This is a genomic window from Pseudomonas abyssi (assembly GCF_002307495.1).
GTDB classification, from domain to species: Bacteria; Pseudomonadota; Gammaproteobacteria; order Pseudomonadales; family Pseudomonadaceae; genus Halopseudomonas; species Halopseudomonas abyssi.
Genome location: NZ_NTMR01000003.1, coordinates 167290 through 188166 on the forward strand (window position 1 = coordinate 167290; position 20877 = coordinate 188166).

Below are 20877 nucleotides of genomic sequence, written 5' to 3' on the forward strand. Positions count from 1 at the left end.
CGCGAAGTTTACCATAGCGTGCGGCCCTGCGGGACCTGCAGAGCAGGGCAGGGCCGGCCCGATAGGCTACTGCTTGCGCAGTTCCTCAAGCAGTGCGGCAGAGGCGTAGCCGTCAGCCGGTACGCCTTGCTGCTGCTGGAAGCGACGGATGGCGTTGCGGGTGTTGGCGCCGATGATACCGTCGATGCCGCCCGGCTCAAGGCCGCGATCAGTCAGCAGTTGCTGCAGCTCCAGGCGCTCGCTGCGCGACAGCGGTCGCTCGGCGGTAGGCCAGTCACCCTGGATCTGGCCACCCCCCTGGAAACGGTCGGATAGCAGGCCGATCGCCAGCGCGTAGCTGGACGAGTTGTTGTAACGCATGATGGTGCTGAAGTTGTGCTGCAGCAGGAACGCCGGCCCCTTGTGCCCGGCGGGCAGCAGCAGGGCTGCGCGCTGCTCGGCCATGGTAGCGGCGAAGCTGTCCTGATTGGCCGGACGTACACCCAGTGCCTGCCACTCGGCGACGGATTTCTTTACGCCGGGATCGGCCAGCGCGTAGTCAAAGTTGGCGGGCAGGCGGACTTCTTGCCCCCAGCGCTGCCCGCTTTGCCAGCCGGAGGCCCTGAGATAGTTGGCGGCGGAGGCAAGCGCGTCGGCCGGGGAGTTCCAGATATCCCGGCGACCGTTACCGTCAAAGTCCACTGCGTACTGGTTGTAGGTGGTTGGGATAAACTGCGTCTGACCCATGGCGCCGGCCCAGGAACCCAGCATGCCACTGGGTTCGATGTCCCGGTGCTGCAGGATATCCAGTGCGGCCAGCAGTTGGTCGTGCGCAAAGCCCGGGCGTCGGCCCTCGTGGGCCAGGGTGGCCAGCGAGCGAATGACCTGCCGGCTGCCCATATTCTGGCCGTAGTTGCTCTCCAGTCCCCAGATCGCCGCCAGGATGTGACGGTCGACGCCGTAGCGCTGTTCGATGGCATCCAGTGTCTGTTGCTCTGCGCTCAGGCGGCTGCGCCCGGTAGCCACGCGCTGGTTCGACAGCGCGCTGTCCAGGTAGGCCCAGACCGGGCGCGAGAATTCGGGTTGGCTGCGATCGGCCTTGATGACGTCTGCATCTGGCGTGACGCCGTCGAACGCGCGATCAAACAGGCTGGCATCAATGCCCTTGCTCAGCGCTTCCTGGCGGAAGGCGTCACGCCACTGGATGAACGTCTGTGCCTGCGCTGCAGCTGCTGGCGGTGCCGCTGAGGTGCTCGCTGCTGCGCTGAGCTGCGCGGGAGCGGCCTGCGCCGTTGCTGCCGTGGGGATGTCGGCGCAAGCGCTGAGGCTGATCAGGCTGAGTGAGGCGAGCAGGTGCAGTTGGGCCTTGCGGCGTGCGGGTGTGGGCATGCAAATTCCCTGAGGTCTTGTCTGTTCTGTCGGGCGCTGCGTAAGCCCCGTGCTTGAGCGGTTGGAAATCCAAGCACGGCAAAGGTTCCGGCAGCAGACCACGACAATGACAGGTGCGGCCTTGCTCGGCAAGGCCCGCAAATGGCTTCATCCAGCCAATTGTGCTAGAGTTCGCGGCCTCTAACGGACCCCGCCCGGAATGCCCATGCTGCAGCAAAACGGCGTTACGCCACCGTAGACTTTGCCCCTCGAGCAGCCCTGCGCATGCTGGCGCAGGGCGCGCGTGCGCACCCTCTTTGCATACCTTGCTTATGCTTCGTTTTCTTCGTTTTTGTACAGGCAACACATCCTATGAATCTGATTGAAACCGTCCGCCGCGAGTGGTTTTCCAACGTGCGCGGTGATCTGCTGTCGGGCCTGGTCGTGGCGCTGGCCTTGATCCCGGAAGCGATCGCCTTTTCCATCATTGCCGGCGTAGACCCCAAGGTCGGGCTGTATGCTTCGTTCTGCATCGCGGTAGTCATTGCCTTTACTGGCGGCCGGCCCGGGATGATCTCGGCCGCTACCGGCGCCATGGCGCTGCTGATGGTGACGCTGGTGCGCGAGCATGGCCTGCAGTACCTGCTGGCTGCCTCGTTGCTGTGCGGTGTGCTGCAGATTGCGGCCGGTTATCTGCGCCTGGGGTCGCTGATGCGCTTTGTCTCGCGCTCGGTGGTAACTGGTTTCGTCAACGCACTGGCCATTCTGATCTTCATGGCGCAGTTACCGGAGCTGACCGGTGTTACCTGGCACGTCTATGCCATGACGGCGGCGGGGTTGGGCATTATCTATCTGTTTCCGCTGTTGCCCGGGGTGGGCAAGGTTATTCCGTCGCCGCTGGCGTGCATCCTGCTGCTGACGGCGGTGGCGATTTATCTGGGCCTGGATATCCGTACCGTTGCCGACATGGGGGAGCTGCCCGATACGCTGCCGGTCTTCCTGTGGCCGGATGTGCCGCTGAACCTGGAAACGCTGACAATCATCCTGCCGTACTCAGCGGCGATGGCGGTGGTGGGGTTGCTTGAGTCGATGATGACCGCAACCATCGTTGACGACCTGACCGACACCGGCAGTGACAAGAATCGCGAGTGCAAGGGACAGGGCGTGGCCAACATCGCCTCCAGCCTGATCGGCGGCATGGCCGGCTGTGCGATGATCGGCCAGTCGGTGATCAACGTAAAATCCGGCGGCCGCACCCGCCTGTCCTGTTTTGTTGCCGGCGCCGTGCTGCTGGTGCTGGTGGTGTTTGCCAGCGACTGGGTGGGGCAGATCCCGATGGCGGCACTGGTCGCGGTGATGATCATGGTCTCCATTGGCACCTTCAGCTGGGATTCGATCATCAACCTGAGCCGTTACCCGCTGTCGACCAACCTGGTGATGCTGGCCACGGTCGCGGTTGTTGTCGCCACCCATAACCTGGCCTACGGCGTGTTTGTCGGCGTGCTGCTGGCGGCCATGTTCTTTGCCAACAAGATTGGCCACTACCTGCACATTGGCAGCGAGTCGAATGCTGACGGCAGCGAGCGCCGCTATCAGGTGGTCGGACAGGTCTTCTTCAGCTCCTCGGACAAGTTTGTCGCGGGCTTTGATTTCAAGGAGGCGCTTGATAGGGTGGTGATCGACCTGCATCGCGCACATTTCTGGGACATCACCGCGGTGGGGGCGCTGGACAAGGTCGTCATCAAATTCCGCCGTGAGGGTACGGCGGTGGAAGTGATTGGTCTGAATGAGGCGAGTGCAACCATCGTTGACCGCTTTGGCGTGCATGACAAGCCGGATGCCGTCGATCACCTCGGTGGCCACTGAGACTAGGGAGGGCAACATGAACGAATCACGGATATTGGCCTGTATCGACGGCTCGGCGGCCAGCGAAGCGGTCTGTGACTATGCCGCCTGGGCCAGTTTGCGGCTGGCGGCCCCCCTTGCCCTGCTGCATGTGCTGGAGCCCGTCGCGGGCTCAGCTCCAGCCGATCTGTCCGGCAGCATCGGTCTGGGCAGTCGCGAGCTGCTGCTCAACGAGCTGGCCGAGCTGGACGAGCGGCGCGCCCGGCTACTGCGCGAGCAGGGCAAGCTGATGCTGGATGCCGCCTGTGAGCGGGTGCGCGCCGATGGCGTTGCCGAACCGTTGCTGCGCCAGCGTCATGGCCGGCTGGTAGATACCCTGCAGGAGCTGGAGTCAGAGGTACGGCTGCTGGTGATGGGGCGCCAGGGCGAGGCCTGCAGCAGCGCGGCGAGCCAGGTCGGCAGTCAGTTGGAGAGCGTGATTCGCACGCTGCACCGCCCGGTGCTGGTGACCACGGGGACGTATCGCGCGCCGCAGCGCGTGCTGGTCGCGTTTGATAACAGCCCGAGTGTGCGCAAGGGGCTTGATGTACTGTTGCAGAGTCCGTTGCTACGTGGGTTGTCGATTCATCTGCTGATGGTGGGCGCCGATACCGCAGATTCTCGTGAAGCAATCGAGGCGGCGCGCAGACAGTTGCATGAGGCCGGGTTCGATACCAGTGCGGCGATTCGCGCCGGCGAGGTCGAAGACGTGCTGCTCGACTATCGCCGCGAACAGCAGATGGACCTGATCGTGATGGGTGCCTACGGCCACTCGCTGATTCGGCGCTTTCTGGTAGGCAGTACCACCACGGCCATGCTGCAGCGCACCGACTGTCCGTTACTGCTGCTGCGCTGATTGGCGCTCTCTCTAAAGCGGCAGGCGGGCGCCGGCCGCTTCAACCAGAATGCGCGCCAGACCATCCCAGGGGGAGCCTGGGGCCTGTCCCTTGATTTGTTCATCCACGGTTTGCGCGGCATTCAGCCAGCGCTCCCAAGCATCGGCCGGGTGGCGTTGCAGGGCGCCGCGCAGCAACGGCTTGCGTTTGTCCCAGACCGGCGGGCGCTGGCTGGAAAATACCTTGTCCAGCGGGATGCCGCGCGCCTGCTGCTGCGCCATGTCGGTCAGCGAGCGTAGTTCGCGGCTGACCGCCCAAAGCACCACAGGTGCCTCGACGCCCTCGCCGCGCAGCCCCTGCAGCATACGCAAGGCATGTTGTGGCTGGCCCTGCAACATGGCATCGCTGAGGTGGAAGATATCAAAGCGCGCGCTGTCGGCCACGACCTGTTGAACCGTGTCCAGCGTCAGTTGCCCCTGAGGGCAGTACAGCTTGAGCTTTTCGATCTCCTGGGCGGCGGCCAGCAGGTTGCCTTCTACCCGGGCGCTGAGCAGCTCCACGGCGTCCGGGCTGGCCTGCAGGCCAGCCTGGGCCAGCCGGTCACGAATCCAGGTGGGTAGTTGCTGCGGCTCGATCGGCCAGATTTGCACAAACCGGCTGTCGGCGTGCTCGATCAAGGCCTTGGCCCACTTGCTGCGCTGGGTGCTGCCGTCCAGCTTGGGCAGGCTGATCAGCAGGGTGGTGTCTTCGGCGGGTTGCTCTAAATAGGCAAGCAGGGCCTTGGCGCCGGCGTCGCCGGGCTTGCCCGAAGGCAGGCGCAACTCCAGCAATCGCTTCTGGGCGAACAGTGACAGGCTGTGGCTGGCTTCATAGAGTTGCGCCCAGTCAAAGCTGCGGTCTACATCAAAGACCTGACGTTCTTCGCTACCGGCGGCGCGGCAGGCCTGGCGAATCAGGTCGCAGGCCTCGCCGCAGAGCAGCGGATCATCGCCACTGACCACGTAGACCGGCGCCAGCTCGTCCTTGAGCTGCTTGCCCAGCTGGGGCGCGTTGAGCTTCATGCGACGCTCAGTTTTCCTGCTGGTTAAGGCGAGACTCGTAGCTCGACAGCTGGCCTTCGGTGATGCTGGACAGGCGGAACAGCAACTGCCGGGTCAGGTCCTGGCGCATCTCCCGGCGCAGCAGTTCCTCTTCCTCGGTGGTGCCGATGATGTTGTCCTTGTCATTGACGTAGGTGCGCTGCGTGCCCAGTGTTTCCGGGCCGATCAGCGGTCGGCCCTGACGGTCGGCGATCTGGAACGTCAGGCTGCTGCTCAGTTCGTACTCGGCCGGAGTCGAGCTGCTGGTATAGCTGACGGCGCGGCGGCCCTGGTTTTCTTCCAGCAGCTGCAGTTGGTAGGGCGCTGTTGGGGTCACTTTTACCCCGTCAATTTCCAGCGCCTGCAGTACCTGCTGGTAGGTTGGTCCATAGCGGTTGTGGGCGCTGACATCGAGCTGGTTCAGCTCAACGCTGTCGACACCAGTGCCGCGCAGGTGGAACCCGCAGCCGGAGGCGAGCAGGGTCGCGCCGAGAACGGCGCAGCTGAGCAGCAATCTGGGTGTGGTCAGTGACATCTTGGCTCTCCGTTGCAAAATCAGTTGGCGACAATGTTGACCAGCTTGCCGGGGACGACGATGACCTTGCGGATCGTCAGCCCTTCGGTAAAGCGCAGCACATTCTCGTTGTCCCGTGCGGTGGCTTCAATCAGCTCGCGGCTGGCATCGGCGGCGACTTCAATATGACCGCGCAGCTTGCCGTTGACCTGAATCACCAGTTGCAGGCTGTCCTGAACCAGTGCGCTCTCGTCGACCTGCGGCCAGCGGGCATCGATGATGGCATCGCTGTGACCCAGTGACTGCCAGAGGCTGTGGCTGATGTGCGGGGCAATCGGGGCCAGCACCAGGGCGACAGTCTCCAGGCCTTCCTGCAGCAGCGCGCGGTCCTGCTCGGCGTCCTGCGGGGCTTTTTCGAGCACGTTCATCAGGGTCATGACGGCGGCGATGGCGGTGTTGAACTTGTGGTGCTGGCCAATATCCTGGCTGGCCTGCTTGATGGCCAGGTGAATGGCGCGGCGCACGGCTTTCTGCTCGTCACTCAGGCTGCCGAGGTCGGCTTTGCCGGCCGGGCCCTTGGCGTGATGCTGCTGGCTCAGGCGCCAGACGCGGCGCAGGAAGCGCTGGGCGCCTTCAACGCCGGAGTCGGACCATTCCAGGCTCATGTCCGGCGGCGAGGCGAACATCATGAACAGGCGGCAGGTATCGGCACCGTACTGGTCGATCATGGCCTGCGGGTCAACGCCGTTGTTCTTCGACTTGGACATCTTTTCGGTGCCGCCGATCTCGACCGGCTGGCCATCGCTGCGCAGGGTGGCAGCAACAATCTTGCCCTTGCCGTCGCGTTCGATATCTACATCGGCCGGGTTGAACCAGGTCTTGGAGCCGTTGGCTTCAAGGCGGTAGTAGGTGTCGGCCAGAACCATGCCCTGGGTCAGCAGGTTCTTGAACGGCTCGTTGCTGTTGACCAGGCCCTCGTCGCGCATCAGCTTGTGGAAGAAGCGGGCGTAGAGCAGGTGCAAAATGGCGTGTTCGATACCACCGATGTACTGGTCCACCGGCAGCCAGTGATTGGCGGCAGCCGGATCGACCATGCCCTGGTCGTACTGCGGGCTGGCGTAGCGCGCGTAATACCAGGAGCTCTCGACGAAGGTATCCATGGTGTCGGTTTCGCGCTTGGCCGCGGCGCCGCACTTCGGGCAGGTGCACTCGTAAAATTCGGGCATCTTCGCCAGCGGGCTGCCGGCGCCATCGGGAATCACGTCTTCGGGCAGTACGACCGGCAGCTGATCGTCCGGTACCGGTACGTCGCCACAGCTGTCGCAGTGGATGATCGGAATCGGGCAGCCCCAGTAACGCTGGCGGCTGATACCCCAGTCACGCAGGCGGAACTGGGTGCGCGGCTCGCCCAGGCCTTTCTGCTTCAGCACTTCGCCAATGGCGGTGAAGGCGCTGTCGTAGTCCAGGCCGTCAAATTCTTCCGAGTTGATCAGCTCGCCTTTCTCGCCGTAGGCGTCTTGCCAAGGCTCAGGCGTGGCGTCGCCGGCGGAGGTGCGGATAACCGGCTTGATCGGCAGGCGGTATTTGCTGGCAAAGGCAAAGTCGCGCTCATCATGCGCCGGCACAGCCATCACGGCGCCTTCGCCGTAACCCATGAGTACGTAGTTGGCGACCCATACCGGCAGTTTCTCGCCGGTCAGCGGGTGCAGTACGTACAGCGGGGTTGGCAGGCCTTTCTTCTCCTGGGTGGCAATATCCGCTTCGGCCACGCCGCCGCGCTTGCACTCATCGATAAAGGCTTGCAGCTCGGCGTTGCCCTCGGCGGCCTGGGTGGCCAGCGGATGCTCTGCCGCTACGGCAACGTAGGTCGCGCCCATCAGGGTATCGGGGCGGGTGGTGAAGACCTTGAGAGTGCCGTCGTGGCCGATGCTGGCGGTGTCGTACGGGAACTGGACTTCCATGCCCACTGACTTGCCGATCCAGTTGCGCTGCATGGTCTTGACCTGCTCGGGCCAGCCGGTCAGCTCATCGAGCGAGCTGAGCAGCTCCTCGGCGTAATTGGTGATCGCGAAGTAGTACATCGGGATTTCGCGCTTCTCGATGACTGCACCACTGCGCCAGCCTTTGCCGTCAATGACCTGCTCGTTGGCCAGCACGGTCTGGTCGACCGGGTCCCAGTTCACCGTACCGTTCTTGCGGTAGATGATGCCTTTCTCGAACAGGCGGGTGAACAGCCACTGCTCCCAGCGATAGTAGTCGGGTTTGCAGGTGGCGATTTCGCGTGTCCAGTCGATGGCCAGGCCCAGGCTTTTCAGCTGGGTGCGCATGTAATCGATGTTCGAGTAGGTCCAGGCAGCCGGGGCAACCTTGTTGTTCATCGCGGCGTTTTCCGCCGGCATGCCGAACGCATCCCAGCCCATGGGCTGCAGCACATTCTTGCCCTGCATCCGCTGATAGCGGGCGATCACGTCACCGATGGTGTAGTTGCGCACGTGCCCCATGTGTAGCTTGCCGCTCGGGTAGGGAAACATCGACAGGCAGTAGTAGGTGTCCTGACCCGGGGTTTCGCTGACCTTGAAGGCCTCGGCGTTATCCCAGTCAGCCTGGGCGGCGGCTTCTATCTCACTCGGTGAATACTGTTCTTGCATGGCGTGGGTCTGGTGACTCGTACGGAGGAAAAAGGAATGGGGCAGGATACACCACCCGGCGCGGCTCAGGTAGTCGCGTTGCCATTCGTCGTCAGGTCGCCGGCGACCGCTCTGCGGCGTCTATTCTCTAGGAAAGCCCGACCCTAACGGTCGGACATAAGCGTCGGGAGGTGACAGCACATGTGCGCAGCAATATCAGAGACAATGCTCAGTCGGCCTGGCGACAGCGGCTATGGCCGGCTGTTGCGACGACTTGATCAGGCTCTGGACATGGCGCACACCCGACAGTGGATGGGTGGCGAGGCCGAGCCATCGGAGCTGGAGTTGAAAGGGCTGAGCGAAGCAGATCTGCGCCTGTTGCAACAAATACTCTGTGCGCTGGCCGAGCGCACGCCCTTACCGGGCGTGTTGCCGCCGGCGCAGGACACACGGCACTAGGATCAGCAGTGCCAGGGCAATCAGTGGCCAGCTGCGCCAGCGCAGGTAGGGCGTCAGGCCGGTCATGGGCTGCACTTCACCGATCAGCACCTCCTGCTGGAACTGCGGTATGCGCTGACGGATGCTGCCGCGTGGATCAATCAGCGCGGTCACGCCGTTGTTGGTGGCGCGGATCATCCAGCGCTGGGCCTCAATGGCGCGCATCTGTGCCATCTGCAGGTGCTGCAGCGGGCCAATCGAAGAACCGAACCAGCTGTCATTGCTGATGGTGATCAACAGCTCGCTCTGCGCTGCCAGTCGTGCAGCAAAATCGGGGTAGACGGCCTCATAGCAGATCAGCGGGGCCAGGGCGTAGCCGGCTGCCTGCAATGGCGGCTGGTCGGCCGGACCGCGGCTGAAGCTGGACATGGGCAGGTCGAAGAAATCGATCAGCCCGCGCAGCAGTCCTTCCAGTGGTACGTACTCGCCAAAGGGCACCAGTTTTTGTTTCAGGTACTGGCTGCGTGGCTCGCTGCCGCCGACCATGATGCCGTTGTAAATGCGCAGGCCATCGGCATCCTGGGTGTCCACCGGAATGCCGGTGATCAGCGTGCGGCCCTCTTCGGCCAGATTGGCGGCAATGCCGTCGACGAAATACTGGCCCTGGCTCTGCAGGATAGGGACGGCCGTTTCTGGCCAGACCACCAGATCGGTAGGTGGCTGGGCGTAGGTCAGGTCGCGATACAGCTCCAGGGTGCGGGTAATGTAGGCCGGGTCCCACTTATTGGACTGGGCGATATTGGCTTGTACCAGGTTGACGCTCAGGCGTTTTCCGGTCGGCTGGGTCCAGTCGATGTAGGACAGCAGCAGGCCGCCGCCCCAGATAACGCCGAACAGCAGCGCCGCGCCGAGCAGCTGCAGCGGCTTGCGTGCCAGGCGCCATTCGCTCAGCAGGCAGGCCATGAAGACCGACAGCACGCCCAGCAGCCAGACGCCGCCCACCGGCGCCCAGCCGGCCAGCCAGGTGTGGCTGTGGGCGTAGCCGTGATACAGCCAGGGGAAGCCGGTCAGGAACCAGCTGCGAAACATCTCCTGGACAAACCACAGCAGGGCAAAGGTCAGGCTGCCGTGCCAAGCGCCCTGCGGGCGCAGGAAGCGTGCCCAGAGCCAGGCCATCAGGGCGAAGAAGCACGCCAGTCCCAGCTCCAGGCCACCGGTCAGGAAGGCTGCCAGCGGCGGCGAGGCGTTGCCGTGCAGGTGGATGCTGATGTAGATCCAGGACACCCCGGAGGTAAACAACCCGAGGCCCCAGGCACCGCCGCGCAGAGCTGCCTGCTTGGGTGCGATCTCTTTCAGGCCCTGATACAGCAGCGCCACCGAGAGCATGCCCAGCGGCCAGAGGTTGTAGGGCGCGAAAGACAGCGTGCTGAGCGCGCCGGCGACCAGCGCAATCAAGTGGCCGACGAGGCCGGGGCCGCGCAGGCGGCTCAGCAGGGCGTGCATGGGGTGTTCCTTATCGCGATGGACTCAGCGGTTGACCAGGGTGACGCGCAGCAGGTGAACCCGGCGGCTGTCGGCGTTCAGGACGCGAACGCGGAAACCATCCAGCTCGACCACTTCATTGCGCTTGGGCAGGTGGCCAAAGGCGTTCATCACCAGGCCGCCGACCGTATCGAACTCTTCGTCGGGGAAGCTGGTGTCGAAGTGCTCGTTGAATTCGTCGATGGGCGTCAGACCCTTGACCAGATAGTCGCCGCTGGGCAGCGGTTTGATCTGGCTGTCTTCGTCGACATCGTGCTCGTCTTCAATGTCACCGACAATCTGCTCCAGCACGTCCTCGATGGTCACCAGGCCGGCAACGCCGCCGTACTCGTCGATGACCACGGCCATATGGTTGCGGGTGGCACGAAACTCTTTCAGCAGCACATTCAGGCGCTTGGACTCGGGCACAAAGGTGGCCGGGCGCAGGATGTCCTTGATGTTGAAGCGTTCGGTATTGTCTTCCAGCAGCAGTGGGAGCAGGTCCTTGGCCAGCAGCACGCCGAGCACATCGTCGATGCTCTCGCCGATGACCGGGAAGCGCGAGTGCGCCGCTTCGATCACCGCCGGCAGGAATTCACGCGGGCTTTGGGTTGCCTTGATGGTGGTCATCTGCGAGCGCGGCACCATGATGTCGCGAACCTGCATGTCGGAGACCTGCAGTGCACCTTCGATGATCGACAGGGCCTCAATATCCAGGACCTCGTTGCTGTGCGCCTCGCGCAGCAGTTCGAGCAGTTCCTGGCGGTTCTTGGGTTCATGGACAAAAGCCTGGACCAGCTTATCCAGCCACGACTTATGCCCGTTGGTCGATCGATCTTCGCTCATTGATCCTTACTCATCATCGTCAAGATAGGGGTCGGCTATGCCGAGTTCTGCCAGCAATTCCCGTTCCAGGCTTTCCATTTCCTCGGCCTCATCGTCTTCGATGTGATCATAGCCGAGCAGGTGCAGGCAGCCGTGGATAACCATGTGCGCCCAATGGGCGTGCAGCGGTTTGCGTTGTTCGATGGCTTCGCGGGCCACCACGGGAACGCAGATAACCAGATCGCCCAGTAGCGGCAAATCCAGTTCGGCAGGCAGGTCAGCGGGAAAGGACAGTACGTTGGTGGCGTAGTCCTTGCCCCGATAGGTGTGGTTCAGCTGGCGGCCCTCGTCGGCGTCCACCAGGCGAATGGTCAGTTCTCGGTCGGTACCGGCGCCCAGTGCCAGTCCGACCCAGCGTATGAAGCTGTCGTCGTCAGGCTGATCTGGGGCGCCGGAGGCGCGCTGGATATCCAGCTCAATGCTCATCACGGCGTTCTCGACGGGCGCTTTCCTGCAGTGCATCAAAGCGGTCATAGGCTTCAACAATGCGCTGTACCAGCGGATGACGTACGACGTCCTTGGACTGGAAGTGAGTAAAGCCGATGCCGTTGACGCCCTTGAGGACCTCGGTGACGTGTGCCAGGCCCGAGCGCGTGCCGCGCGGCAGGTCAACCTGGGTGATATCGCCGGTGATAACCGCGGTCGAGCCGAAGCCGATACGGGTAAGGAACATCTTCATCTGTTCCAGCGTCGTGTTCTGCGACTCGTCGAGGATGATGAAGCTGTTGTTCAGGGTGCGGCCGCGCATGTAGGCCAGCGGGGCAATCTCGATCACCTGCTTCTCGATCAGTTTGGCAACCTGCTCAAAGCCAAGCATTTCATACAGTGCGTCATACAGCGGGCGCAGGTAGGGATCGATTTTCTGGGCCAGGTCGCCCGGCAGGAAGCCGAGTTTCTCGCCGGCTTCGACCGCCGGGCGCACCAGCAGGATGCGTCGCACCTGTTCTCGCTCCAGTGCGTCTACCGCGCAGGCGACGGCGAGGTAGGTCTTGCCGGTGCCGGCCGGACCGATACCGAAATTGATGTCGTGCTCCTGGATGGAGCGCACGTAATTCTGCTGATTCGGGCCGCGCGGCTGGATGGTCATCTTGCGTGTGCGCAGGATCACCGGCTTTTGGTTGCTGCCCCCCGTACTCAGCGTTTCGCTCAGGCTCTCCAGACCCGACTCCTGCAGATACAGGTGCACGGTATCGGGGCTCAGGGCGTCGTTATCACGCGTTTCGCGATACAGCTGGCGCAATACGGCCTCGGCGGCGCGGGTCAGCGACTCGTCGCCAATCAGCTCGAAGTGATTGCCGCGATTGCGCACCTCAATGCCGAGACGCTGCTCGATCAGGTGGAGATTTTCATCGAACTGGCCGCAAAGGCTGGCAAAACGACGGGGGTCGACGGGTTCAATGCTGAAGCGATGTATGTGTGCGGATGCGTTCAAAATGGTCCAGATGGCGCCGTGTGGCTAAAGGGCGTACAGCATAACGCTCAGGCGTAACAAGCTACAAGCAGCAAGCCGCAAGCTGACCCGGTTCGGGCTGCTTGAAGCTTAAGGCTTGCTGCTTGCAGCTGTGAGTTCACCTCTGAGCGAATGCGGCAGCGCTTCGAGGATCTCGACGTCGACAAATTGACCGATCAGACCGGGGTTGTCGCAACGGAAGTTGACGACGCGGTTGTGCTCGGTGCGGCCCTGCAGCATGCCTGGGTCCTTCTTGGAGAAGTCGCTGACCAGGATGCGCTGGGTGGTGCCGACCATACGGCGGCTGTTCTCGAAGCCCTGCTGGTTCAGGCGGGCCTGGAGAATCTGCAGGCGCTGCTTTTTCACCTCCATCGGCGTGTCGTCGTTGAGGTCGGCGGCCGGGGTGCCTGGGCGTGCGCTGTAGACAAAGGAGTAGGAAAAGTCGAAGCCGACGTCCTCGACCAGCTTCATGGTCTGCTCGAAATCACGGTCGGTTTCGCCCGGGAAGCCGATGATGAAGTCGGAGCTTAGGATGATGTCCGGCACGGCTGCTTTCAGCTTGCGGATGCGCGACTTGTACTCCAGCGCGGTGTGGTTGCGCTTCATCGCTGCCAGCACGCGGTCGGAGCCCGATTGCACCGGCAGGTGCAGGTATTTCACCAGCTTGGGAATCTCGGCGTGGGCCTGGATGATGGCGTCGGAGAATTCCAGCGGGTGGCTGGTGGTGTAGCGAATGCGTTCGATCCCGTCGATCGCGGCAACCGCGTGCAGCAGGTCCGCAAAGTCGGTACCGTCAAAGCGGTAGCCGTTGACGTTCTGACCTAGCAGGGTGACTTCCTTGACGCCGTTCTCGGCCAGGTGAAGGATCTCGCTGAGCACGTCCGCCAGCGGGCGGCTGACTTCTTCGCCGCGGGTGTAGGGCACCACGCAGAAGCTGCAGTACTTGCTGCAGCCTTCCATGATGGAGACAAAGGCGGTCGGGCCGTCCACGCGGGGCTCGGGCAGGGCGTCGAACTTTTCGATCTCGGGGAAGCTGACGTCCACCTGCGGCTGGTGGGTGGTACGTGCGGCGTCGATCATCTCGGGCAGGCGGTGCAGCGTCTGCGGGCCGAACACCACGTCCACGTAGGACGCGCGGTCACGGATCGCGCTGCCTTCCTGGCTGGCGACGCAGCCGCCAACGCCGATAATCAGTTCCGGATTCTTCTCTTTTAGCGGACGCCAGCGCCCCAGCTCGGAAAAGACCTTTTCCTGCGCCTTCTCGCGGATCGAGCAGGTATTGAGCAGAATGACATCCGCCTCGTCGGGGTTGTCAGTCAGCTCCATTGCCTGGTGGTCGCCGAGCAGGTCTGCCATGCGCGAGCTGTCATACTCGTTCATCTGGCAGCCGTGGGTCTGGATAAAGAGTTTCTTGGCCATGGGAATGTGCTGGGGGCTGGAAAAAGGGGCGATTATACACACAAGCGCCTGCCTTTGTTATGCCGGCCCCTGTGCTATGATGCGCGCCCGCCGAGCGGTCCTGCTCTGGCGTTCCTTCATATATGTCAACCTGTTGATCAAGCCGCCATGAGTAAAGAACAGCCACCGGTCTTCCGAGTCATCTTCCAGAACCAGGGACAGGTTTTCGAGCTGTACGCCCAGCAGATTTTCCAGAGTGAGCTGTGGGGCTTCATGGAAATAGAAGAGCTGATTTTTGGCGAGCGCTCACAAATGCTGGTTGATCCAGCCGAAGAGAAGCTCAAGAGTCAGTTCGAAGGCGTCAAGCGCAGCTTTATCCCGGTGCACTCAATCATTCGCATCGATGAGGTGGAGCGGGTAGGGACCGCCAAGATCAGCGAGGCGACCAGCACAGGCAATATCATGCATTTCCCGATGCCGCCGCGTAGCGACAAGTAACTAGGGTCTGTTGACGCTTCGTTCACCCTCCTGTTGCAGCCTGTAAAGCCGCCAATCAAGGAGCGAGGAGCGTAGGGTGTTCAGCGCATCCCTGCGCTTCACCCCTTCGGGGCTGGCGCGCAAAAACGCTCCCGGCGTTCTTGTGGTCATTCCACGTGAGCGCCGAGCGACGCCGAGTGGCGGCTTTACAGGCGCAACCTTGGCGGCCCCACCCGGAGGGCCGGGGCCATTTTTCGGCCATGCTGCGTTGTCGGTCGCTTATGTAGAGCGACTACACTGCGCTCCCTCCGCCTTGCCTGGCCGAAAAATGGCCTCCGGCAGGCGAGTGAGCGAAACATCAACAGACCCTAAGGCAGCTCCAGCTCCTCGTCTGCTCCGTTCTCCCCGTCGTTCTGGGGCTCTTGCGGCTCAGGCTCGGCGGGAATGCTGCCGCTCAGCTGCTCCTCGCGAATCTGGGCCAGGTAGTCGCGGAACAGCGTGCCTAGCACGTGATTGGCGACCTGGGTTTCCTGCTCGTTCATTTGCAGCGCGACGAGGTCGGCGGCGTCCATGGCTTCATTGCTGCCATTGACGGCTGCCATCTTCAGGATGATGTAGGCCTGCGGCAGGTTGCGTGTCACCCCTTCGCCCTGAAAGTGCATCATGCCCAGTCGGTACTGCGCCTGGGGTTGCCCCTGAATGGACGCCTTTTCCAGCCAGTTCAGCGCGCTGGCGTAATTGCGTTCTACCCGTTCGCCCCGGTAATACAGCTGGCCGAGTTCGAACTGGGCGCGCAGGTCGCCGCCGTTGGCCGCTTCTTCGCAGACCTCAATGGCCATCGGCAGGCTGTCGTCGTCTACCCGTTCAAAGGCGCAGCGGTCCTCGGCGCTGATCAGCAGCGGGTTGTCAGACTGGGCCAGCAGTGGCGCGGCGGGCAAGCCCAGCAGGCTGAACAGGGCGAGGCGTGGAAACAGGCGGTGCATGGGCGACTCAGGGTCTCGGCTAGGAATCATCACTCGACGCGTCAGCGTCGGACGTTGCTTTATTGTGCGCCTGTTCGCTCAGCAGGCCAACCGTCAAAGCGGCGCCCAGCAGCGCTGGGAATAGCGACAGTAGCGTGCCGTTGGCAACAAACAGGTCAGCCAACGGAGGGCTGCCCTGTTTGAATAGCGGCGCCAAGGCGCCGGCAGCGCAGACCAGCGCCAATGGCAACGGACGGCGGTCGTTGCCCATCACTCGCACGCAGGCCAGCAGCATGACCAGCAGCGCAGCGCAATTGATCAGCCACTGATAGCTGTTCAGGACGTCCATGCGCCGGCTCAGCTCGAAGGCGGCCATCAGGCCCAGCAGAATGCGTCCCCAGTTAGCCGGTTGCCAGCGCAGGCCGACCCCCAGATACAGCGCGGCCAGACCGAGCAGCGGCAGGCTCAGGCTTTGCGCGGCCAGGCCCAGAATGCGCTGGGTGTGTGCCAGCTCGTCGGCCCCGGGGAGCGCCCCGAGGCTCAGCAGCAGACTGGCGGTGGCGGCTAGCCCGAGCCCCAGCAGGGCCGCGGTGATGGCGCCGCGTGCGGGCAGGCTGAGCGGTCCGCGCTGGCGCCAGAGCCAGATGCCAACGGCCAGCAGCAACAGCGTCAGCAGGGCATGACCCAAAGCGATCATAGGGCGGCGAAGGCCTTTTCGGCAGCGTCCAGGGTCAGCTTCAGTTCTGCGTCGCCATGGGCGATGGAGGTGAAGCCGGCCTCGAAGGCGCTGGGTGCCAGATAGACGCCACCATCGAGCATCAGGTGGAAGAACTGCTTGAAGCGTTCCACGTCGCTGGCCATCACGTCGTCAAAGGTGACGATGTCGTCGGCGCCGGAGAAGTACAGGCCGAACATCGCACCTGCCTGAGTGGTCACGAAGGGCACCCCCGCGGCATCGGCGCGCTCCTGCAGACCGGCCAGCATGCGGCTGGAGTAGTCGGTCAGTTCGTCATGGAAGCCAGGACGCTTGATCAGGCGCAGCGTGGTCAGGCCGGCGGCCATCGCCAGCGGGTTACCGGACAGGGTGCCGGCCTGATAGACCGGGCCGAGCGGGGCAATGCACTCCATCACGGCGCGCTTGCCACCGAAGCAGCCAACCGGCATGCCACCGCCGATGATCTTGCCGAAGGTGGTCAGGTCAGGAGTGACGCCGTAGTGCGCCTGGGCGCCGCCGAGGGCCACGCGGAAACCGGTCATCACCTCGTCGAAAATCAGTACCACGCCGTGCTCGTCGCAGGCCTCACGCAGGCCCTGCAGGAAGCCGGGCGCCGGCGGCACGCAGTTCATGTTGCCGGCAACCGGCTCGACGATGATGCAGGCGACCTGCTCGCCAACGTCGGCCAGGGTGCTGCGCACCGCTTCGATGTCGTTGAACGGCAGGGTCAGGGTGTGTTTGGCGAAGTCGGCCGGCACGCCCGCCGAGCTGGGTACGCCCTGGGTCAGCAGGCCGGAACCGGCCTTGACCAGCAGGCTGTCGGAGTGGCCGTGGTAGCAGCCTTCGAACTTGATGATGCTGTCGCGGCCGGTGTAGCCGCGAGCCAGACGAATGGCGCTCATAGTGGCTTCAGTACCGGAGCTGACCATACGCACCATGTCCATCGACGGCACCAGCGAGCAGACCAGCTCGGCCATTTCGGTTTCCAGCGCGGTCGGCGCGCCGTAGGACAGACCGTGCTGCAGCTGATTGCGCACCGCGTCCAGTACGTCCGGGTGGCTGTGGCCGAGGATCATCGGGCCCCAGGAGCCGACGTAATCAACGTAGCGCTTGTCGTCTTCGTCAATGACGTAGGCACCTTCGGCGTGCTTGAAGAACAGCGGCGTGCCGCCGACGCTCTTGAAGGCACGAACCGGCGAATTGACGCCGCCGGGGATGTGTTTCTGGGCGCTGGCAAACAGGGATTCGGAACGGGACATGGCAAGTCTCTCAGGATGCGTGAATGAGTTGGCTGAACTGACGGGCGCGTTGCTGCACCGTCTCAGCGTTGGGGGCGCCGAACAGGCCGTTGATGACGGCGAGGTAGTCGGCACCGGCTTGCAATAGCGGCGCAGCGTTGTCCAGCGTGATGCCGCCGATGGCGACGATCGGCAGGCTGAAGCGGGCGCGGGCTGCGCGTAGCAGGGGCAGGTCGGCGCTGGGCCCACCCGGCTTGGTCTGGGAGGTGTAAAAGCGCCCAAAGGCGATATGGTCGGCGCCGGCATCGATGGCGTCTTCAGCCAACTGCAGGCTGGCATGGCAGGTGGCGCCGAGCAGCGCCTGGGGGGCGAGTTGCTGGCGGGCCTCGCGCAGGGAGCCGTCTTCCTGGCCCAGGTGCAGGCCGACGCCTAGCTCGGCGGCCAGCGCCAAGTCATCGTTGATGATCAACTCGCAGCCGTACTGGCGGCACAAATCGCGCAGTTGACTGGCTTGCTCCAGCCGCTTGACACTGTCACCGGACTTGTCGCGATACTGCAGCCAGCGGGCACCGCCGATCAGCGCGGCTTCGACATAGGGCAGTAGCTTGCCGTCGGCCAGCAGCGCGCTATCGGTGATGGCGTAGAGACCGCCCCCCCTCATGAACAGAAGTCCAGCGGCAGACGACGCGGCACGTACTGGCCGTGGCCGGGCTGCTCCGCGTCACGTAGCGTGCGCCAGGTGTAATCCAGTGCTGAACGCACCGCGCTGACCAGCTCTTCGCCCAGCGCCAGGCGACCAGCCAGGGTGCTGGCCAGGGTGCAGCCGGAGCCGTGGTAGCTGCCGGGCAGGCGCGGGCAGGTAAAATCGTGGCGGCTGCCGTCGACGCAATACAGGCGGTTGTGGATTTCCGCCTCGTCACCGTGGCCGCCGGTAATCAGCAGGTGGCGAATATGCGGCAGTAATTTGTCGGCACACTCGTCGGCGCTGCCCTCCGGCAGTTCGGCCAGAATGCGTGCCTCGGGCAGGTTTGGGGTGGCGATGGTGGCAGCCGGGAACAGGCGTTCGCGAATGGCAAAGCCGACATCGTCCTTGCCCAGTGAGCCGCCACCGCCGGCGCGTAGCACCGGGTCGCAGACCAGTGGTGCGTCCGGCAGACGCTGCATCAGCTCCAGCACGGTATCGACCATCTCCACCGAGCCCAGCATGCCCAGCTTGACCGCCGAGACGGGCATGTCGCTGATCACCTTGTTGGCCTGGGCCAGCACCCACTCGCGATCCAGTACGCGGAAGTCACTGACATCCACGGTGTCCTGCACGGTCAGGGCGGTAACCGTGGGAGCTGCGTGGCAGCCCTGGGCGATCAGTGCCTCGATATCGGCCTGCAGGCCGGCTCCGCCACTCGGATCATGGCCGGAGAGGCAGAGGACGACGGGCTTGAAGGGGTTGGGTTGGGGCATGGTGAGCGCTTCCGCGAGCTGACGGGTGATGCACCAGCGGCGGTGTGAATCCGCCGCTGGCATGACAGCGCGTTAGCATACCATCTTGCCCGCCGAGCGGGGGGCTCAGCCGCTGTGCCGATGCAGGCTCTGTTGCGCCGCATCGTAACGCCAGTGTGGCTGGCCTGGCTGTAGCTCGACGCCGCCGACCCAGTAGCCATTGGCGCGGCTGGTGAAGCCGTCCGCCTTGCCCTGTAGCACGGCTTCGCCCTGAGGACTCAGTTGAATAACCCGTTGGGGCCAGTCCGCCACGCTGTCGTCGATCTGCAGTAGCGGGGTCGTGCCACCGAGCAGCGGCTGCAGTATCCACCAGAACATCAGGTCGCCCAGATAGGGTAGTGGCTCGTCATTGCGCATCAGGGCGGCGAAGACCTTGCCTGTCGGCAATGGGCCTTGACGCTGGATAATCTGCAGGCTCAGGCGTTCGGTCAGCCCGAGTCCGTCGTGCTGTCCTGGCAGCTGCTGCAGGTGCCGGTGCAGGGCCTTGCCGAGCATCGGCAGGGCCGGCGTGCCGGTTTGAATCAGGGCCAGCAGGGCGGTGGGGTCGTCTGCGGTCAGTGCGTGCCAGGCGTCGCTGCCGAGTTGGAGCAGTTCGGGTTTGATCGGTCGGCGCTGGGGCCAAAGCCAGCTCAGCACCTCCGGTGCCAACTGGCCGATGCCGATAAAGCGCTCCACGCCCGGCACCTGATCGACCGCAATCAGCTGCAGCTCAGCGCTGGGCTGCAGTTCGCGCAGGCGATGCAGCAGATAGGCGAGAATCAGTTGGTCGTAGCTGTCGTGTTCGAACCACAGCACGATGCGTTGATACTGATCGAGCCTCAGCAATGTGCCGTAGCCCTGTTGCTGGCGGCCCAGCGCGTCGGCAGGCGCCAGATCGAAAGCCTCTGCAAGAAAGGTGGCGCGCTCACGCAGCAGGGTTTGCGGGTCGCTGTCACTCAGCGGTCCGATGCAGTAAGGGTCGGAAAACTCGAGAAAGTCTCCGGTCAGACCCGCAGTGCGCAAACTGTGCTGAATATCGCTGCCGCAGCGGATATGCAGGGTCTTTAGGTCCTGATCCCCCTCGCTCAGCAGTCGTTGATTGGCCAGGCTGATGCTGTCGATATGCTGCTTGAGCCGCGGCCAGCTGGCAAAGCCGCACTCGCGGGCAATAACCAGCTGAGCGTCGGCCAGCTTGAGTGCGTCGCTACGCGGGGTGATCCACTGGGTGACACGCGCCAAGGCTGAGTGCTCGCCTGCGTTGATGCCCTTGAGCAATACCTTGGCGCGCTTGCGTTGCTGTTCAAGATTGAGGCGGCCGTTGCTGATGGGCCGGGTGCTGGTGCTGGACATACGATCCCCTTATCGGGCCTGTGTCCGCCTGGCAGGCTGGGTGTCGTATGGGTGACTCAAGATAAGGTGAAGCGGGCGCAGCCCTTTCCGCGAACGGGGACGCCTTGCAGCGTGGCCCAAAGGATCGCCGCTGTCGCGTGCGTTGTCAATGACCGCTGGCCGCCGCGGACACTGGTTATCCTGTGCTCATGCTGTCTACACTCTGAGACAGAGTATGTAGCCCATCAGACCAATAACAGGGTGCTTTATGAAAGCGATTGACCAATGGTTCGACGAGTATGGTGAAAGCCACCGCAACCCGATCAACAAGCTGACGCATTGGATTTGCGTGCCGCTGATCACTTTTAGCGTGCTCGGCATGCTGTGGGCCATCCACCCTTGGGTGGCGATGCTGGTGGTGGGTGCCTCGCTGCTGTTCTATGCCATGCTGTCCTGGCAGATTGCGGCTGCCATGCTGGTCGTCAGCCTGGTGATGTTGCTGATCCTCAGCCTGATGACCTACGTGTTCTGGCCCAGTGTGGCGATTTTTGTCCTGGCCTGGATCGGTCAGTTTATTGGTCACCATATCGAGGGCAAGAAGCCGTCCTTTTTCAAGGATCTGCAGTTCCTGCTGATTGGCCCGGCCTGGCTGCTGGGCTTTGTATTCAGATTGCTCGGCATTCGCTACTGAGTTGAACGGG

20 protein-coding genes are annotated in these 20877 nt (G+C 63.3%); 5 read left to right on the forward strand and 15 right to left on the reverse strand.

What is annotated here, in order from left to right; genetic code table 11:
• Positions 1-66: 66 nt before the first annotated feature.
• Positions 67-1368: a lytic murein transglycosylase gene (locus CNQ84_RS03220; RefSeq protein ID WP_096003478.1), complete on the reverse strand. Its 1302-nt coding sequence runs from the start codon at positions 1366-1368 to the stop codon at positions 67-69.
• Between the two features lie 351 nt (positions 1369-1719).
• On the opposite strand from CNQ84_RS03220, the gene CNQ84_RS03225 reads away from it, so the two are divergent.
• The gene (locus tag CNQ84_RS03225) at positions 1720-3213 is read left to right on the forward strand and encodes a SulP family inorganic anion transporter (protein WP_425439943.1); all 1494 of its coding nucleotides are present in this window, start codon (positions 1720-1722) and stop codon (positions 3211-3213) included.
• Positions 3214-3229: 16 nt separating this feature from the next.
• Positions 3230-4087, forward strand: coding sequence for a universal stress protein (locus CNQ84_RS03230; RefSeq protein ID WP_096003479.1), 858 nt, complete (start codon positions 3230-3232; stop codon positions 4085-4087).
• 12 nt (positions 4088-4099) lie between these two features.
• Here CNQ84_RS03230 and holA read toward each other — a convergent pair whose 3' ends face one another.
• Genes holA through leuS form a run of 3 tightly spaced genes read right to left on the reverse strand, consistent with a single transcriptional unit; the run spans position 4100 to position 8308 of the window.
• Positions 4100-5128 (reverse strand): DNA polymerase III subunit delta, encoded by a 1029-nt coding sequence (holA, locus tag CNQ84_RS03235; RefSeq protein ID WP_096003480.1) that lies wholly within the window; start codon positions 5126-5128, stop codon positions 4100-4102.
• A 7-nt stretch (positions 5129-5135) separates the two neighbouring features.
• The gene (locus CNQ84_RS03240) at positions 5136-5681 is read right to left on the reverse strand and encodes an LPS-assembly lipoprotein LptE (protein WP_096003481.1); all 546 of its coding nucleotides are present in this window, start codon (positions 5679-5681) and stop codon (positions 5136-5138) included.
• 20 nt (positions 5682-5701) lie between these two features.
• On the reverse strand, positions 5702-8308 hold the full coding sequence (gene leuS / locus CNQ84_RS03245) for a leucine--tRNA ligase (RefSeq protein ID WP_096003482.1): 2607 nt from the start codon (positions 8306-8308) through the stop codon (positions 5702-5704).
• 204 nt (positions 8309-8512) lie between these two features.
• Between leuS and CNQ84_RS03250 the strand changes: the two genes are divergently transcribed.
• Positions 8513-8746: a hypothetical protein gene (locus CNQ84_RS03250; RefSeq protein ID WP_096003483.1), complete on the forward strand. Its 234-nt coding sequence runs from the start codon at positions 8513-8515 to the stop codon at positions 8744-8746.
• Here CNQ84_RS03250 and lnt read toward each other — a convergent pair.
• The 5 genes from lnt to miaB form a co-directional block, all read right to left on the reverse strand.
• Positions 8705-10228 (reverse strand): apolipoprotein N-acyltransferase, encoded by a 1524-nt coding sequence (gene lnt, locus CNQ84_RS03255; protein ID WP_096003484.1) that lies wholly within the window; start codon positions 10226-10228, stop codon positions 8705-8707. The two genes, CNQ84_RS03250 and lnt, sit on opposite strands and share 42 nt — an antisense overlap.
• Positions 10229-10252: 24 nt before the next feature.
• The gene (locus tag CNQ84_RS03260) at positions 10253-11092 is read right to left on the reverse strand and encodes a CorC family transporter (RefSeq protein WP_096003485.1); all 840 of its coding nucleotides are present in this window, start codon (positions 11090-11092) and stop codon (positions 10253-10255) included.
• 6 nt (positions 11093-11098) lie between these two features.
• A complete protein-coding gene (ybeY, locus tag CNQ84_RS03265) occupies positions 11099-11557 on the reverse strand; it encodes an rRNA maturation RNase YbeY (RefSeq protein WP_096003486.1) in 459 nt (152 codons plus the stop codon).
• Complete coding sequence (locus CNQ84_RS03270; RefSeq protein ID WP_096003487.1) at positions 11547-12563, reverse strand: PhoH family protein; 1017 nt, start codon at positions 12561-12563, stop codon at positions 11547-11549. Before CNQ84_RS03270 ends, ybeY begins: the two co-directional genes overlap by 11 nt.
• Positions 12564-12671: 108 nt before the next feature.
• On the reverse strand, positions 12672-14000 hold the full coding sequence (gene miaB, locus CNQ84_RS03275) for a tRNA (N6-isopentenyl adenosine(37)-C2)-methylthiotransferase MiaB (protein ID WP_096003488.1): 1329 nt from the start codon (positions 13998-14000) through the stop codon (positions 12672-12674).
• Between the two features lie 147 nt (positions 14001-14147).
• On the opposite strand from miaB, the gene CNQ84_RS03280 reads away from it, so the two are divergent.
• Entirely contained in the window at positions 14148-14477 is a 330-nt protein-coding gene (locus CNQ84_RS03280; protein ID WP_096003489.1) for a DUF1820 family protein, read from the forward strand.
• 347 nt (positions 14478-14824) lie between these two features.
• On the opposite strand, the gene CNQ84_RS03285 is transcribed toward CNQ84_RS03280, so the two are convergent.
• The 6 genes from CNQ84_RS03285 to CNQ84_RS03310 form a co-directional block, all read right to left on the reverse strand.
• Complete coding sequence (locus tag CNQ84_RS03285) at positions 14825-15439, reverse strand: tetratricopeptide repeat protein (protein ID WP_096003490.1); 615 nt, start codon at positions 15437-15439, stop codon at positions 14825-14827.
• A gap of 19 nt (positions 15440-15458) precedes the next feature.
• The gene (locus tag CNQ84_RS03290; protein WP_096003491.1) at positions 15459-16115 is read right to left on the reverse strand and encodes a hypothetical protein; all 657 of its coding nucleotides are present in this window, start codon (positions 16113-16115) and stop codon (positions 15459-15461) included.
• The gene (gene hemL, locus CNQ84_RS03295) at positions 16112-17392 is read right to left on the reverse strand and encodes a glutamate-1-semialdehyde 2,1-aminomutase (protein ID WP_096003492.1); all 1281 of its coding nucleotides are present in this window, start codon (positions 17390-17392) and stop codon (positions 16112-16114) included. The genes CNQ84_RS03290 and hemL overlap by 4 nt, the downstream gene beginning before the upstream one ends.
• A 10-nt stretch (positions 17393-17402) precedes the next feature.
• Entirely contained in the window at positions 17403-18032 is a 630-nt protein-coding gene (gene thiE, locus CNQ84_RS03300) for a thiamine phosphate synthase (protein WP_096003493.1), read from the reverse strand.
• A complete protein-coding gene (locus CNQ84_RS03305; protein ID WP_096003742.1) occupies positions 18029-18829 on the reverse strand; it encodes a hydroxymethylpyrimidine/phosphomethylpyrimidine kinase in 801 nt (266 codons plus the stop codon). The genes thiE and CNQ84_RS03305 overlap by 4 nt, the downstream gene beginning before the upstream one ends.
• Before the next feature lie 105 nt (positions 18830-18934).
• Positions 18935-20197, reverse strand: coding sequence for a DUF1835 domain-containing protein (locus CNQ84_RS03310; RefSeq protein WP_096003494.1), 1263 nt, complete (start codon positions 20195-20197; stop codon positions 18935-18937).
• A 247-nt stretch (positions 20198-20444) separates the two neighbouring features.
• On the opposite strand from CNQ84_RS03310, the gene CNQ84_RS03315 reads away from it, so the two are divergent.
• On the forward strand, positions 20445-20867 hold the full coding sequence (locus CNQ84_RS03315; protein ID WP_096003495.1) for an Mpo1 family 2-hydroxy fatty acid dioxygenase: 423 nt from the start codon (positions 20445-20447) through the stop codon (positions 20865-20867).
• Positions 20868-20877 lie beyond the last annotated feature (10 nt).

Excerpts from the sequence above, each read along its gene's own strand:
- CNQ84_RS03290 (WP_096003491.1), bottom strand. The coding sequence starts at position 16,115 with ATGATCGCTTTGGGTCATGCCCTGCTGACGCTGTTGCTGCTGGCCGTT.
- hemL (WP_096003492.1), bottom strand. The coding sequence starts at position 17,392 with ATGTCCCGTTCCGAATCCCTGTTTGCCAGCGCCCAGAAACACATCCCC.
- holA (WP_096003480.1), bottom strand. The coding sequence starts at position 5,128 with ATGAAGCTCAACGCGCCCCAGCTGGGCAAGCAGCTCAAGGACGAGCTG.
- CNQ84_RS03220 (WP_096003478.1), bottom strand. The coding sequence starts at position 1,368 with ATGCCCACACCCGCACGCCGCAAGGCCCAACTGCACCTGCTCGCCTCA.
- CNQ84_RS03225 (WP_425439943.1), top strand. The coding sequence starts at position 1,720 with ATGAATCTGATTGAAACCGTCCGCCGCGAGTGGTTTTCCAACGTGCGC.
- CNQ84_RS03315 (WP_096003495.1), top strand. The coding sequence starts at position 20,445 with ATGAAAGCGATTGACCAATGGTTCGACGAGTATGGTGAAAGCCACCGC.
- CNQ84_RS03305 (WP_096003742.1), bottom strand. The coding sequence starts at position 18,829 with ATGCCCCAACCCAACCCCTTCAAGCCCGTCGTCCTCTGCCTCTCCGGC.
- CNQ84_RS03230 (WP_096003479.1), top strand. The coding sequence starts at position 3,230 with ATGAACGAATCACGGATATTGGCCTGTATCGACGGCTCGGCGGCCAGC.
- CNQ84_RS03310 (WP_096003494.1), bottom strand. The coding sequence starts at position 20,197 with ATGTCCAGCACCAGCACCCGGCCCATCAGCAACGGCCGCCTCAATCTT.
- CNQ84_RS03260 (WP_096003485.1), bottom strand. The coding sequence starts at position 11,092 with ATGAGCGAAGATCGATCGACCAACGGGCATAAGTCGTGGCTGGATAAG.
- thiE (WP_096003493.1), bottom strand. The coding sequence starts at position 18,032 with ATGAGGGGGGGCGGTCTCTACGCCATCACCGATAGCGCGCTGCTGGCC.
- ybeY (WP_096003486.1), bottom strand. The coding sequence starts at position 11,557 with ATGAGCATTGAGCTGGATATCCAGCGCGCCTCCGGCGCCCCAGATCAG.
- miaB (WP_096003488.1), bottom strand. The coding sequence starts at position 14,000 with ATGGCCAAGAAACTCTTTATCCAGACCCACGGCTGCCAGATGAACGAG.
- CNQ84_RS03240 (WP_096003481.1), bottom strand. The coding sequence starts at position 5,681 with ATGTCACTGACCACACCCAGATTGCTGCTCAGCTGCGCCGTTCTCGGC.
- CNQ84_RS03250 (WP_096003483.1), top strand. The coding sequence starts at position 8,513 with ATGCTCAGTCGGCCTGGCGACAGCGGCTATGGCCGGCTGTTGCGACGA.
- lnt (WP_096003484.1), bottom strand. The coding sequence starts at position 10,228 with ATGCACGCCCTGCTGAGCCGCCTGCGCGGCCCCGGCCTCGTCGGCCAC.
- CNQ84_RS03280 (WP_096003489.1), top strand. The coding sequence starts at position 14,148 with ATGAGTAAAGAACAGCCACCGGTCTTCCGAGTCATCTTCCAGAACCAG.
- leuS (WP_096003482.1), bottom strand. The coding sequence starts at position 8,308 with ATGCAAGAACAGTATTCACCGAGTGAGATAGAAGCCGCCGCCCAGGCT.
- CNQ84_RS03285 (WP_096003490.1), bottom strand. The coding sequence starts at position 15,439 with ATGCACCGCCTGTTTCCACGCCTCGCCCTGTTCAGCCTGCTGGGCTTG.